The organism is Candidatus Binataceae bacterium (assembly GCA_035508495.1).
GTDB lineage: Bacteria > Desulfobacterota > Binatia > Binatales > Binataceae > JASHPB01.
In genome coordinates this window covers 17,097-31,119 of the sequence record DATJMX010000065.1, presented here as the reverse complement: position 1 = coordinate 31,119, position 14,023 = coordinate 17,097, and the positions used below count along the sequence as shown (strand labels likewise).

Annotated in this window: 13 protein-coding genes; 5 read left to right on the top strand and 8 right to left on the bottom strand. The window is 62.9% G+C overall.

Annotation, left to right across the window (positions count from 1 at the left end; all coding sequences use genetic code 11):
* Positions 1 to 22: 22 nt before the first annotated feature.
* On the top strand, positions 23 to 694 hold the full coding sequence (locus VMA09_19515) for a glutathione S-transferase family protein (protein ID HUA35808.1): 672 nt from the start codon (positions 23 to 25) through the stop codon (positions 692 to 694).
* Between the two features lie 43 nt (positions 695 to 737).
* On the opposite strand, the gene VMA09_19510 is transcribed toward VMA09_19515, so the two are convergent.
* The gene (locus VMA09_19510; protein HUA35807.1) at positions 738 to 1,832 is read right to left on the bottom strand and encodes a lytic transglycosylase domain-containing protein; all 1,095 of its coding nucleotides are present in this window, start codon (positions 1,830 to 1,832) and stop codon (positions 738 to 740) included.
* Positions 1,833 to 1,957: 125 nt separating this feature from the next.
* Here VMA09_19510 and VMA09_19505 point away from each other — a divergent pair, with 125 nt between their 5' ends.
* Together VMA09_19505 and aroA are read left to right on the top strand one after the other, a co-directional pair.
* A complete protein-coding gene (locus VMA09_19505) occupies positions 1,958 to 2,995 on the top strand; it encodes a BMP family protein (GenBank protein ID HUA35806.1) in 1,038 nt (345 codons plus the stop codon).
* Between the two features lie 87 nt (positions 2,996 to 3,082).
* A complete protein-coding gene (gene aroA / locus VMA09_19500) occupies positions 3,083 to 4,360 on the top strand; it encodes a 3-phosphoshikimate 1-carboxyvinyltransferase (GenBank protein HUA35805.1) in 1,278 nt (425 codons plus the stop codon).
* Here aroA and VMA09_19495 read toward each other — a convergent pair.
* The 4 genes from VMA09_19495 to VMA09_19480 all read right to left on the bottom strand — a co-directional run bounded on the left by VMA09_19495 (position 4,290) and on the right by VMA09_19480 (position 8,456).
* Positions 4,290 to 6,038: a phospholipid carrier-dependent glycosyltransferase gene (locus tag VMA09_19495; protein HUA35804.1), complete on the bottom strand. Its 1,749-nt coding sequence runs from the start codon at positions 6,036 to 6,038 to the stop codon at positions 4,290 to 4,292. The genes aroA and VMA09_19495 overlap by 71 nt on opposite strands.
* Before the next feature lie 11 nt (positions 6,039 to 6,049).
* Positions 6,050 to 7,234, bottom strand: a complete 1,185-nt coding sequence (locus VMA09_19490; protein ID HUA35803.1) for a GNAT family N-acetyltransferase — start codon at positions 7,232 to 7,234, stop codon at positions 6,050 to 6,052.
* 93 nt (positions 7,235 to 7,327) lie between these two features.
* Positions 7,328 to 7,798, bottom strand: a complete 471-nt coding sequence (locus VMA09_19485; GenBank protein HUA35802.1) for an Rrf2 family transcriptional regulator — start codon at positions 7,796 to 7,798, stop codon at positions 7,328 to 7,330.
* Between the two features lie 43 nt (positions 7,799 to 7,841).
* Positions 7,842 to 8,456, bottom strand: a complete 615-nt coding sequence (locus tag VMA09_19480) for a riboflavin synthase (protein ID HUA35801.1) — start codon at positions 8,454 to 8,456, stop codon at positions 7,842 to 7,844.
* 132 nt (positions 8,457 to 8,588) lie between these two features.
* On the opposite strand from VMA09_19480, the gene VMA09_19475 reads away from it, so the two are divergent.
* Positions 8,589 to 9,329: an HAD family hydrolase gene (locus VMA09_19475; protein ID HUA35800.1), complete on the top strand. Its 741-nt coding sequence runs from the start codon at positions 8,589 to 8,591 to the stop codon at positions 9,327 to 9,329.
* A gap of 55 nt (positions 9,330 to 9,384) precedes the next feature.
* Entirely contained in the window at positions 9,385 to 10,668 is a 1,284-nt protein-coding gene (locus VMA09_19470; GenBank protein ID HUA35799.1) for an alkyl sulfatase dimerization domain-containing protein, read from the top strand.
* A gap of 141 nt (positions 10,669 to 10,809) precedes the next feature.
* Here the strand turns inward: VMA09_19470 and VMA09_19465 are convergent, their stop codons facing one another.
* The 3 genes from VMA09_19465 to nagA are packed head-to-tail and all read right to left on the bottom strand — an operon-like array spanning position 10,810 to position 14,023.
* Positions 10,810 to 12,027, bottom strand: coding sequence for an ABC transporter substrate-binding protein (locus tag VMA09_19465; GenBank protein HUA35798.1), 1,218 nt, complete (start codon positions 12,025 to 12,027; stop codon positions 10,810 to 10,812).
* A gap of 15 nt (positions 12,028 to 12,042) precedes the next feature.
* Positions 12,043 to 12,888, bottom strand: coding sequence for a MaoC/PaaZ C-terminal domain-containing protein (locus VMA09_19460; GenBank protein ID HUA35797.1), 846 nt, complete (start codon positions 12,886 to 12,888; stop codon positions 12,043 to 12,045).
* 34 nt (positions 12,889 to 12,922) lie between these two features.
* Positions 12,923 to 14,023, bottom strand: coding sequence for an N-acetylglucosamine-6-phosphate deacetylase (nagA, locus tag VMA09_19455; GenBank protein ID HUA35796.1), 1,101 nt, complete (start codon positions 14,021 to 14,023; stop codon positions 12,923 to 12,925).

Genomic DNA, 14,023 nt, shown 5'->3' with positions numbered 1-14,023 from the left:
CGCCCGCGCGAGGAGAAATCACATGATCGTACTCTACACTACCGAACGCGACTATCCCTGGGGCACGCTGCGCTCGACGCACGCCAGCAAGACCAAGATCGTGCTCGAGGAGAAGGGTCTCAAGTATCGCATCGAAAATCTTCCGCCGGGCAATCTTTGGAAGAAGCCGCCCGAGATGCTCGCGATGCATCCGCTGGGCAAGGTGCCGTATATCGAGGACGACGACGGCCGCGTGGTTTTCGATTCGACCGTGATCGATGAATATCTCGAAGATCGCTTTCCGACGCCGAGCTTGCTGCCTGCCGATCCCGTCGAGCGGATGATGGTGAGGCTCACCGAGCAATTCGCCGACGAGGCGCTGCTGGCGGGCAGCTTGCCTCCGATCTGGATGCCGTACTGGAGCGAGCCCGCGAAGCGCAACGCCGAGCAGATGGAGAAAGGCCGCGAGACGCTGCGCAATCGCGATCTGCCCTACATCGAGAAGGTTCTCGCGCACGACGGCGAGTACGTCTGCGGACAGTACTCGCTAGCCGATGCGGCATACACGCCGCTGGCGATGGTGCTCGAGGTCGATAACTTCGATCTCACGGCTTTTCCCCGCACGGCGGCATACCTGAAGCGGCTGCGCGAGCGCCCAAGCTATCGCGCGGTCAGCCCGCACACCAGGGTCGCCGACGCGAGTTCGCGCGGCTGAGAACGATCGACGATTTGTAGTGAACGGTGAGGGGCTCTGCAGTTCAGGTGTTCTGCGCGGTCTGGATCTTCTTGTGATGATGCCGCGAATGCGACGCGGCGCGATGCACTGACGACTTCTTCGAGTGATGACTCGAAGGATGCGCGATCACTTCGCTGATCGGCTTGGGTGGCGCCGCTTCGTCGTCCTCGATGCCCGGAAAGAACTCTTCTTCGTGCTGATGCACTTGTAGGGCAGCGAGAAATTCCGCGTAGTAGTTCTTAACCGCGAAGCCGAAGTGCGGCCCGCTGTAGGTCTTCACGATCTTGCAGTAATCGCCGTTGCATTCGTCGGCTGCGCGAGCCACTCCGCCGGTGCCGTAATTGTAAGCGGTGATCGCGAGCGGCCAGTCGCCGAGCAGATCGTAGTTGGAGCGCAACAGCTTCGCCGCCGCCATCGTCTCGCGCACTGGATTCAGGCGCTCATCACGGTAACGTCCAATCTTCAGATATTGCTTGCCGGTGGCGCGCGTGAACTGCCAGATACCGACCGCGCCGGCTCCCGAGCGCGCGCCGCCTTCGAAGCCCGACTCAACCTGCGCGAGCGTCACCAGCTCAGGCGGCAATCCTGCGCTCTTGAAGATGCGCTCCATCGTGGGCAGGTAGTAACGGCTGCGCAGCAGGCCGTGGCGGAAATTTTCCTTGAGGCCTTCCTGCACCCGGAGATTCTGCGCGGCTTCAAGGTACGCACTTACGGACTTGCCCTGGAACATCGCGGCGACGCGGCGCTCATCATACGTGTTCGGCTGATGACCGCTGCCGAGCTGCGTCAGCATGTCGCCGTACTTGGACTTGAGATACGCGTTCACCCAGTCGATATCGTCGCGCGTCGGCTGGCCGTCGCCGGGCAGATGGAAGACCTGGTAAATCTGCGTGACGTTATCGCGATCGACGAGGACAAAATCGCGAACGGAGTATTCGGTGAAGACGTTAACCCAGAATTGTACGTTGGGTTGAATCGCGACCGGTTCGGGGAAATGGAAACTGGTTTCTGCGGAGCCGGGAATCGCGCGCGTCAATACCAGAGCCGCGCCGAGCGCCATTGCTCCGGCGATCTTCAGCAACCTGCCCCGATAATTCGAAACGCCCCGCAAGCTCATCATACCTTTACGATCTACCTCCAATGCCGTGGATCCCTTCCCATCGGCATAGAAGGACCAGATATCGAATACAGCCGTCTGCTCTGATAGTCAACAAATGCGAACTCTGTAGGAAGAGGCACAGATTGGCTAACGCGCGATACTTGTTGCATTTCCCGACTCTAAAATCAGCTTTCTGTGCGGCTGCGCTCTCCTTCCTGTTGCTTTTTATCGCCGGATGTCGCGCGAGCGGCACGGCCCCCGCACAGCCTTCTTCAGCGGCGTTCAAAGTCGCGTTACTCACGCCAGGACCGATCAGCGACGCCGGATGGAACGCATCGGCGTTCGAAGGTCTTCAATTGATCAAAAAGAATCTCGGCGCCGAAACCGCGATGGTGCAGACCACGTCGCCGGCGGACTTCGAGGACGCGTTTCGCGATTTCGGCTCGCGCGGCTTCAACCTGATCTTCGCCCACGGCTTCGAGTACACCGACACGGCGCTGAAAGTGGCGAAGCTTTTCCCCGATACGACCTTCGTGATCACGTCAGGCAGCGGCTCGGCGAGCAACGTCGCGTCGCTGTCGTTCAAGATCGAGGAGGCTGCCTACGTACTCGGCGTACTGGCGGGAGGCGTGACCAAGACCGGCGTGATCGGCGCCGTCGGCGGCATCCAGTTGCCGTCGATCCGCTTCACCTTCGATGGTTACAAGCGCGGCTTCATCTCGGCTCGCCCCGACGGCAAGGTCCTCATCAGTTATATCGGCAACTTCGAGGATGTCGGCGCGGCGAAAGAGGCGGCGCTCGCCGAGGTAAGCCAGCGCGCCGATCTGCTCTATCACGAGGCTGACGCGGCCGGCCTCGGCGTGTTCCAGGCTGCCGCACAGTCGCAGATTTTTGCTTTCGGCACCAATCGCAATCAAAACTCCGTGATGCCTGGGACAATCCTCGCGAGCGCCGTCACCGACATTCCCGCTTCGTTCTTGAAGATCGCGGCCGAGGTGCGCGACCATAAATTTCATCCCGCGATGATCGAGTATGGGATGAAGGACGGCCTCGTGCGCGTCGTCTTCAACGATGCGCTCGTGCCAAAGATTCCGCACGCCGCCGTCGATCGCGCGACGTCCGCCGAGCAGGATATCATCGCGGGAAGAGTGACGTTTCCGCCGGTGCCGCAGGGCAATTGAGGCGCTTCGCTGGCATCGACGATCAGCGCCTGCTATCCATTGCCTTTGAAGATTCCACGTCTAATAACGCCACGAGACATCTCTTAGTTGGATCGATTCGAAGTCATACCGCTGAACAGGCCGATCGCGGCAACCGTCGAAATACCCGGCTCGAAAAGCATCACCAACCGCGCGATGCTGATTGCGTCGATCGCGCAGGGCCGCAGCGTGATCGAGCGCGCGCTTTTGAGCGACGACACCCGCTACATGGCGGCGGCGCTGCGCGCGCTCGGCTTCATCGTCGAAATTGACGAAGCGGCGCGGCGGATCACGGTCGGCGGCCAGGGCGGCATGATCCCAACGCGCGGCGCCGAACTCGACATCGGCGGCGCGGGCACCGTGATGCGCTTCCTGGTCGCGATGCTCACACTTGGTGAAGGCCGCTACCGAATCGACGGCAATCAGCGGATGCGCCAGCGGCCGATCGGCCCGCTGCTCGACGCAATGGAACGGCTCGGCGCGAGTATCTACAGCGAACGCGACAACAATTGTCCGCCGATAATCGTGGACGCATCACGGCATCGCTTCGAAGGCGGCCAAACCACGATCGATGCGCGCCTGTCGTCGCAGTTCGTGTCCGCGATGCTGATGCCGGCCCCGCTGTGGCCGCATGGCATCAAGCTCACGGTGATCGGCGAAGCGGCGCGGCCGTTCATCGACATGACGTTGCGTGTGATGGAGACGTGGGGTGCAACGAGCACGGTGGCGGGAGATCAGATCACGGTGCCGGGCGGGCAGTGGTATCGCGCGCAGCGCTACGTCGTCGAGCCTGACGCCTCGAGCGCGAGTTACTTCGCGGCAGCGGCAGCGCTCGTCGGAGGCCGCGTCCGCCTCCCGCATCTGACGAAGAATTCGGTGCAAGGCGACACGGGCTTTCTCAGTGTGCTCGAAAAGATGGGCGCGAATCTGACGTGGCTCGACAACGTCGTCGAGATCGAAGGCAGCGGCACCCTCAGCGGCATCGACATCGACATGAACTCGATGCCCGACATGGTGGCGACGCTCGCCGCGATCGCGCCGTTCGCCTCGTCGCCAACAAAGATTCGCGGCGTCGGCTTCATCCGCCATCACGAAAGCGACCGCCTCCACGCGCTCGTGACAGAATTGAAGCGGCTTGGCGCCAGCGTCCACGGCACCGAAGACGGCCTCGAGATCGAGCCGTCATCGCTCCACGGCGCAGAAATCGAAACCTACGAAGACCATCGCATCGCAATGGCCTTCGCGGTAACGGGCCTCAAGCAACCCGGCATCACAATCAAAGATCCGGGCTGCGTGGCAAAGACATTCCCAGACTTCTTCGAAAAGCTCGCATCGCTCTCAAGATGAGGCGTCTGCTTATTCTCATTTCTATGTATTGGCTGCTATCGAGTCCGTCATTCTGAGCGCAGTGAGCAACGCGAACGAAGTTCACCATGACGGAAGAAGTCGCTCGCTCCGCCAAGTCGGGGAACTTTATCCCGTTGATGCTGCGAGCCTCGGCGTACGAAGCGCCGTGGCGCAGCAGGACGAGCTTGCGGGTTCCGTGCTCGGACGTCATGACGGGTTCGAGGTCGAGCGCCTGGGCCTGGTTTTCTTTCCACACATCTTCAGGCACGAGCACGTAGCCAGGGGGAGCGTCGCCAAGGCGGCCGTCGAGAATCGGTGCGGTGCGATCGAGATAGAAGAGCAGCGGCGCGAGGTCGTCGCTGAAGCCGTAGAGATAGAGCGGATCGCCCGGTCCGACCACACGATCGATTTCTTCGACCACAGGCCGGAATGAATCGCCGCCGCAGGTCGCCACTTCGCGGCGCGGAACATAGATGAAGTTGAAGACTATAAGCACTGCGCAGATCGCGGCGAAGGCGCGGAGCGCGATCGCGCGATAACGAGCGGGTGGAATTGCGACGATAAGCCACGCAAGCATCACCGATGAGGCCGGCCATAGCGGGAGCAGGTAGTTGCGGCGTTTGTAGGATGCGAGCGTGAAGAAGATCACGGTGACAAGCCAGAAGATCGCGAACAGGCGGATGCATTCGCGGGCGTGAGAGGCATCAGCACCCTCACCTGCCGCGCTTTGCGCGGCGTCCTCTCCCGTGAAGTAACGGGAGAGGGGTTCAGAAAGTGCCAGCGCTACTGCCACGGGGACGAAGAGACTCAGGGGCGCGGAATTCAGGAAGAGCGGTTTCAGGTAGTACCAGGGCGGCATCGCGCCTAAGGCGCCGAAAAAGCGGCCGACGTTTTCGCTGCCGAGTTGGCGATTCAACGCGGCGTCGCGGCCGCCGAAATAGCAGATGAGATACCAGCTCGATGCGATCACGCCGCCGATGATGATCGCGCCAGGGTCGAGCATCGCCACGATCTGATGCGCGCGCCGCTGGGCGATCATGAAGATCACGATCGCCGCGCCCGGGAGCAAAGCTCCCACCGGGCCCTTGGCGAGTACGCCGAGGCCGAGGGCGATCGCCATCAGGTAGAGCATCACCAGGCGTGGCGCTCCGAATTCGCCGCCCTGCCTGCGCCGCGGCATCCACCATATGAATGCGAACAGCGCCAGCGTTTCGTAGAACGTCAGCGTCATGTCGACGCGGCCGAATCGCGCGAGTCCGATGTACTGGTAGGCGCCCGCAAGCGCGAGGCCCGCGACGATCGCGCCATTGAATCCCAGGATGCTCGCGGCGAAGCCCATCGCGAGGATCGCGCCCGCGACCGCGTAGAAGGCAGACGCATAACGGAGGTTAGCGGCCGTGACCTTGGTGATCCCGAGCACGCGATCGATCGCAGTCGCAGTCCAATGGAACAGCGGGGGCTTGAAAATCGGGATAACGCTGTTGCCGGTGGGTACGAGGTGTCCGCCTTCGACCATCTGCTGCACGACGATTCCCTCGACGGCTTCGTCGCCGCCGCATACGTCGGACGCGCCGATGCGATGCAGCGCCAGGAATGCGATCACGAGCGCGATAGCCGCGATCGCGACGATGGTCGGGAGCCGCGAGCGGTCAGGTGCGGTGAGCGATACGTCAGTCATCGCGCCCGCGTTTATCTGTCCAGATTGAGCCGGAAAATTGAGAGCCGTCCGATACGGCCCCGGTCGTAGCCGCGCCACTTGCTGCGCGGGACATCTTTCGCTGTCACGCGACGGAACTTGAGTCGCGAGAAAAATCGCGCCGCGCGCTCCTCGCTGGTGCAGGCGAAGACATATTTCAGCCGCCGCGCGCGCGCCTCTTCGAGGACTTCTTTCACGAGCTCGCCGGCCACGCCTTCGCCCTGGAAGCGCGTGAGAGTGTACATCGCCGTGATCTCGCCGACGCGCTCAGCGCGATACGGCTCGGTGAGCAGTGAGCAAATTCCCGCCAGATGCTCGTCGCCGATTCGGTAGCCGAAGCACGACGGCAGGATGTCCGCGATCTGCTCGGCGTTGCGATAGAGCAGGAAACCCTCGTCCTGGCCGCGCTCGATTAGCGCCTCGACCTCCTCGAAATCGTCGATCGAAACCGGCCGCACCCATCCATACTGCATCTCGGTGAAGAGCGTGCCGGCGCCGATGAAGCTGAACAGCTCCTCGTAAACGTCGCGCGGCGCGACCACGTTGACCGAGCCGACGCCGTCCTTGAGCGCCAGGTCGGCGGCGCGAACGATTGCGCGGCGCGCCTTCGAGCGAATCGTGCGCAGAATCCTTGGGATGCGTTTTTCTTCGACGAAGGGCAGGCGCTCGCCGTTCCTGTCGGTGAGGCCGTCGTTGCGATCGAGGAAGAGCAACTTGAAGACGCGCAGGCGGCTGGCGAGCTCGCGTGCGAAGACCGTCAAGTCGTCCGCATCGTCGCGGCTCATCGAGACCACGACTATCGATCCGGCGCGCAGGCGCTCCCAGATTTCCGCGACCGTTGAATCGGGAGGATACGGCCGCGAGCGCAGCCCGTGCGACGGATTAAAAACCGGTGGCGGCTCCTTGGGCGCAAGCCTGCCGAGCCGGCGCATCAGCTTCGGCAGTGCGGTGGGAGAGACGACGACGATCATCCGCGTCTGATTGCGGCGCAGCTCGCGCAACGTCATCACCAGCGAATCGAGATCGGAGACGCGTTGGCCTACGGGCGGCACCAGCGCGAACATCAGGCTCTTGCCGTAGAACTCTTCGAGATAGAAAGCCTTCTCGACGAAGGTTCGCGACGCGCGGCGCTGATGGAGGCCGAACTTCGGCGCGATCGTAATTCCGTTTTCGCTCACTTCGTGATCTACCGGATGAAACGCGGGCCGTGCGCGACACTCGGGCACGATGCGTTGCTGGGCGAGGTTCCTATGTTCAATTCTTTATGCGCGTCACGCCTTGGGCAAGGCTTCGACTGCGTGACGCAGAAGCTCCGCTTCGGTTGGCAGCGGAGCGCGGGTGTTGGCGATTTCCTGCAGCGAGGTTTCAGAAAATACTTCGAGCAGCACGCGCTGCCCCTTCTCCCACACGCGATACATCCGGCAACTCGGCTGCAACGCGCATGAGCTCGAGCCGTCGGTGCATACGTTGAGCGTGATCGGACCCTCGACCGCCTCGATAATGTCGCGGAACGTGATCGAATCCGCGCCGCGCGCAAGCTGGTAGCCTCCGCCCGGACCGCGGCGCGCGCGCACCAGCCCGCGGCGCATCAGATCGCGAATCACCTTCTCGAGGTAGTACTTGGGAATCTGCTCGGTATGCGCGATCTCGGTGCCGCGCGCGATACCGCCCGGCCGATCCGCCATATAGATCATCGCGCGCAAGGCGTATTCGATCTTGCGCGGTATCTGCATCAGGCTCATCGGCGAATTCTCCCGAACGATTCGATCTTGCGTCGTGCCATCATCAAGCGGCGCGCGCGCCGGCTGCTCCGCGCGCGGTGAGGATACGCTCGACGTACTTCACCATCATATCGCTCTCGATATTAACCGCGTCGCCCGGGCGTTTCGTTCCAAGCGTCGTAACTTTCAGCGTATGCGGAATCACTTCGACGCTGAAAGTGCGTCCTTTGATCGCGAACACGGTCAGGCTGATTCCATCGACCGCCGCCGAGCCTTTCTCGACCAGGTAATGCGCTTGAGCCGCGGGAACCTCGAAGGTGAAAAGGCTCGACTCGCCTTCGGGCTTGATCGAAACGACCTTGCCTACGCCATCGACGTGTCCCGCGACCAGGTGACCGCCGAGCAGCTTGTCGAGCGTGAGGCATCGCTCGAGGTTGACGCGATCGCCCGGCTTGAACGATCCGAGCGTCGTGCAGCGCAGCGACTCCGCCGACACGTCCATCGCAATCTTGCCGCGCCCCTTCGCGATGACGGTCAGGCAGCATCCGCTGACAGCGATCGAATCGCCGATCTTCATCTTCGCGGTCGGCAGTGCCGTGCGCACAGTGATGACGTAGCCCTTCTCGGCGGGCTTGAGACTTTCGACGGTGCCGAGGTCTTCGATAATTCCAGTGAACATGCTGACGCTCCGATCGCGGCAAGCTGCGGCTAAAAATCCAGAAAAATCATATCTTTCGCGAGCCGCCCCAAGCAACGGGCTCTGATCACGCGGGCTGGATGCGCGATTCGCTGTGGCCTAGGATCGGCGACGATGGCATCTGCAAAACCAAAACGGCCCGCGAAGAAAGTTTCTCACGCAAAAGCGCGCCACCATTCGAAGCCCAAGGCGCTATTGTTCGACTTCGGCGGCACGCTCGCGTTCCTCGATTACGATTTGCTTGCGCGCGAGTTTTCCCGCGATGCACGCAAGCTCGATGCGCTCGCGCTCGAGCACGCCGAGTATCAGGGCCGCGCCGCGATCGATCGTCATCTGATGGCCGGGGCGAAGGACGTTATCCAGGCCTACACGCATTTCTTCAGCGGCTGGATGGAAGCCGCGGGAATTCCGCCGGAAGAAATTGCTGCCTATGGCGATCACTTCCGGCGCCTGCACGGCGAGGCGTCTCTGTGGCGCGTCGTGCGGCCCGGCACGATGGAAACGCTGGAGAGGCTCAAGAGCGCGGGCTTCAAGCTCGCGATCGTGTCGAACGCCGAAGGCCAAATCGAATCCGACGCGAAACGCTTCGGGCTGCATCCGTTCTTCGACGTGATCATCGATTCGCACGTGGTCGGCGTCGCCAAGCCCGACCCGCGCATCTTCCAAATCGCGCTCGAGCGCCTGGGCGTCGCGCCCGAGGATGCGCGCTTCGCCGGCGACATCTATTCGATCGATATCGTCGGCGCGCACGCGGCCGGAATCGAAGCGGCCCTGGTCGATCAGCACGATCGCTACTCTTGGGTCGATCACAAGCGGAAAATCCGGCATGTCGCGGACCTTCATCCTCTTGACTGAGAGTCAACACGAACTATCCTAAGGATGCCAAGAAATTGGCATTGGGAGTGCAAAAATGGGATCGATCCGCGACACGGCCGAGAAGCTCTATAGCGGCGAAGTAACGACCCGCGAGTTCCATCCGGTAGCACCCACCGCCGAGCATGAAGAACTGGCCCAGGGCGTGATGTTCTACCGCTGGATGGCGAACTACACGGCGGTGACTACCAGCGACGGCCTGGTGCTGATCGACACTGGCGCCTACTTCAACTTTCATCACACGATCGAGATGCTGCGGCGGTTCTCGCACGATCGCGTCAACACTGCGGTTTACACGCACGGCCACGTCGATCACGCGTGCGGGATGCCGGCGCTCGTCAACGAGGCGCAGCACAACAAGGTCGCGCGTCCGCGCGTCGTCGGCCATCGCGCAGTGCAGGCGCGCTTCGATCGCTACAAGCGCACCCCCGGCTACAACTCCTGCATCAACACGCGCCAATTCAATCGACCCGCGCACTGGCCCGTCGAATACGTCTATCCCGATACCTACTTCGATCATCAGTTCAATGTTGTCGCCGGCGATATGCGTTTCGAATGCCATCACGCGCGCGGCGAGACCGACGATCACTGCTGGGTTTACATTCCACAGCGCAAGGTGCTGTGCACCGGCGATCTGATCATCTGGGCGGCGCCCAACGCCGGCAATCCGCAGAAGGTGCAACGCTATGCGCGCGAATGGGCCGAGGCGCTGCGCCTGATGGCGAAGACCGGGGCCGAGGTCCTGCTACCCGGTCACGGCTATCCCGTGTTCGGCGCGATCAAGGTGCGCCAGGTGCTGAACGACACCGCCAACTATTTGCAGAGTCTCTCAGACCAGACGACCGAGATGATGAACGCGGGCGCTTCGCTCGACGACATCATTCATACCGTGAAACCGCCGCCGCAGCTCGCGGAGAAGCCGTGGCTGCAGCCGGTTTATGACGAGCCGGAGTTCATCGTGCGCAATATCTGGCGGCTCGAAGGCGGATGGTACGACGGGCAGGCGTCACATCTTAAGCCTGCGACGGAAGCGGAGCAGGCGCGCGAGATCGCAGAAATGGCCGGCGGAGTCCGCACTATCGTCGCGCGTGCGCTCCAGAAGTTTGAGGCCGGCGAAGTGAGAATCGCTTGCCACCTCGCCGATTGGGCTGTTGCCGCGGCGCCCGACGATAAAGCCGCCCACGAAGCGCGCATGAAAATCTACCACGCCCGCGCCCACGCCGAGTCCTCGACGATGGCGCACGGTATCTACCATGCCGCGGCCAGAGACTCGGCAGAAAAGGCCGGCCTCGAGCCACCATCCGACGTCCGCAGCTTCTAGGCGCTCACTCATGTTCGCGCTAACCACCAGTCACGCCGATTCACTCTCTAAATAGCCTCTCCCGGTTTGCGGCTTCCGCCTGCGGCGTCAGCCGCGGGAAAGGCTATTTCCGGGCAGCGAATCCAGAGCCAGAGGTTTGAGTCAGCGCGGTTCTTCGGGAGGTTCGTCGGTGTCGCGATTGAGCTTCAGCATCTCGAGGCCGGCGAGCACCAGGCGCCAGCCGGAGGGAAACTCGAGGTTGCCGCGATCGACGTGGGACTCGGGCTCGATGATGATCCTGCGGCCACCGTGCCATTGCACCAGCAGCATGCGATGGCCGGTCTGGCGGCCCGTCGCGCGATCGATCGCGAAGTCGCCGAACAACGTCGAGGTCGTCAGATCGTTAAATGCTTCGCGGATGCGAATTTGATCGACGGTGCCGGCGCGCTCCAACGCAGCCGTGGCAAGAGTCGCGGCTGCGTAGGCCTGCGCCGCAGTGTAATCGGGCGGCGCGCCACCCATCACCGCGCGCATCGCGCGTGCGAACTCGCGCGAGCCGATGCCGAGCTGCGGCGTCAGCTCGACGTTTTCATCCCACTGTGCTGGACCGACGATCCCCTCCGCTTCGTCCCTCAGCTCGGCGCCGAACTCGTTCACGCCCGCCGCGACGCAAGCGACGACGGGAATATTGAGATTGGCCGCAACGATCGAGCGCACCACCGCGACGTCGTGCGCGAAGCTTCCAGCGCTGACGAGCGCGTTGACCCGATTGCGCTTGAGCGCCGGATAAAGCTTTGTCGGCGACGCCTCGGGATCGAAGGGCGCGTTCCATTTGACGCGCACCTTCACTCCGCGCCGCCGTGCGAAGCGCTCCTTGCATGAGCGCTCGACTCCAGTGGCGACCGCGCGCGCGAATGGCGACAGCGCCGCCACGATCGCGATGCGCTTGCGCCAGAACTTGAGCGTCGCAAGCAGCCGCACGAAGCCTTGCAGGTAGTCGCTGGCGGGACTGAGCACGCCGACGATCGTGCGATAGCCGCGCGCGTATAGATCGTCGTCGGCGCCGCCGTGATTGATTAAAACGACGCCCGCCTCTTCCGCGATCGGCGCCGCTACGCGAGCGAGCGCACTCGAATATGGTCCGAGCACGATGTCGGCGCGACGGCCGTGGCAGAGCTCGCGATAGATTTCGGCGCATCGCGCGGGCGAGCTCTGGTCGTCGATACAGACGAGCTCAACTTCATGCCACGTGTTGCCGACCCTGATTCCGGCGCGCTGATTTGCGCTCGCGGCGAAGAAGCGCAACCCGGCTTCGGCCTGCCGGCCCATCGCGGCGTATTTGCCGTTGAGCGAGAGCGAAAGGCCGAAGGAGATTTTCACCGCACCGCGCGCCCGCTACGCCGCGACCTCCGCGATACCGCCCTTGATCACCGCCTGGCCCGCGGGATTGAACGTTTCGTATGCATAGATCTTGCGCGCGTCCTTTTCGCCCTCGGCCCACACCCGCGTTGTGATCGTCTGTCCCGGCAAGACCGGCCGCGAAAAGCGCACGTGCAGGCGCTTCAGCCGCGCCGGATCGCCGCCGCACAATTTGTCGATCGCAACCTTCGACGTGAACGCCATCGTGCACAGGCCGTGCACGATAATTCCGGGCAGCCCCGCCATCTTGGCGATATTCTCGTCAACATGTATCGGATTGCGATCGCCCGAGGCTTCGGCGTAGCGATAGGTCTGATCCTTGTCGATTGTCTGCGCGACTTCGATCAGCGGTGCGCCGCGCTCGGGCTCCGCTACGCGCGCCTCGGGCGCTCCGCCGCCCTTGCCGCGGATAAAGACGCTGAACAGCGTGCGCATCACGGGCGCGCCGCTCGCGTCGGTCGAGTCGAGCGCCACGGTCATCGTCTCGCCCGTGGCTTTCGTTTCGATCGACAGAATCTTCGCGCGCGATGAAATCGTATCGCCGGGGCGAATCGGGCGGATGAACTCCATGTCCTGCTCGCCGTGGACGAGGCGCAGCAGGTCGGCTTTCACTTCGGGGTCCATTACCGCGCCCATCACGGCTTCCCAGATGAGCGTGACGCCGAACATCGGCGGCGCGACGATTCCGCCGTGGCGGCTCGGGTCGAAGAACGCGGGATTGTCGTCATTGTACGCGCGCGCATATTTCTGCATCGCGTCCGCGGTCGCAGTCGTCGTGACGGGCGGAAATTCGCGCCCGATGCATTCCTTGTTCAGCGGCATCGCCTGCTCCAGATGAAGTCGAGTCGGGCGCGATTCATTTGAGCTCGCGGCCCGCGATAAAAACTGCTTTCAAGTCTAGCTGCGGACCTAGTACTAGCAAATCCGCGCGCGCGCCCGCTTCGATTCGGCCGCGATCGCCGGCGCCGACGACCCGCGCCGGATTCGTCGATGCCATCATTGCCGCCTCACCGACACTCACGCCGCATCGCTCGACTATGAGCCGCACGCCGTCGAGCATCGAGATAATCGCACCCGCGAGCGTGCCGTCGGCAAGACGCGCCGCGCCGCCTTCGATCCTTGCGCGGCCGATCGTTTCGCTTTGCGCCGTGTCGAGGCCTGCGAAAACGATTTTGTCGGTTGTGAGAATAATTCCCGCGGCTCCGCGCGATCTGATCGCGAGTCGGATCATCTCCGGATGCACGTGCACGCCGTCGGGAATGATCGCCGCATATGCCGGCGACGGTGCGAGCGCCGCTGCGATCACGCCGGGATCGCGATGATTGAGCGGGCGCATCGCGTTGAACAGGTGCGTGAACATCCGCGCGCCGGCTGCGATCGCCGCGTTGGCCTCATCGAGCGTCGCGTCGGTATGTCCCATCGAAACGACAACGCCTTGCGCGGTGAGCGCGCGAATCGCATCGAGGGCGCCCTCCAGCTCGGGTGCGAGCGTGATCAGCTTGAGCGCGCGCATCGTAAGCGTTCGCTCGAACGCATCGCCATGAGGTTCCAGATTGAGGTGAGGATGCGCGCCGAGGCGCTTGGGCGAAATGAATGGTCCCTCGAGATGCATGCCGAGGATCGAAGCCGCGTCGTTTTGCGGCGTCTGCTCGATCGCGTCGGTGATCGCGGAATGAACCTTCTCGATGCGATCGATCGGCGAGGTGACCGCCGTCGGCAGACACGCGGTTGTGCCTTCGCGCCCGAGATGACGCGCAAGCGCGCCGAGCGTCTCGGCCGTCGCCGTCATCACGTCGATACCGTGCGAGCCGTTGACCTGCAGCTCGATGAAGCCGGGCAGGATGAAGTCGCCGCCCGCGCCGCCGCTTACGACCGAATCTATTCGCTCATTGAACGAGACCCGGCCCTGCACGAGCGAGCCGTCGGGACGCGCAAGGAGGCCGCTCAGCTCTAGCAT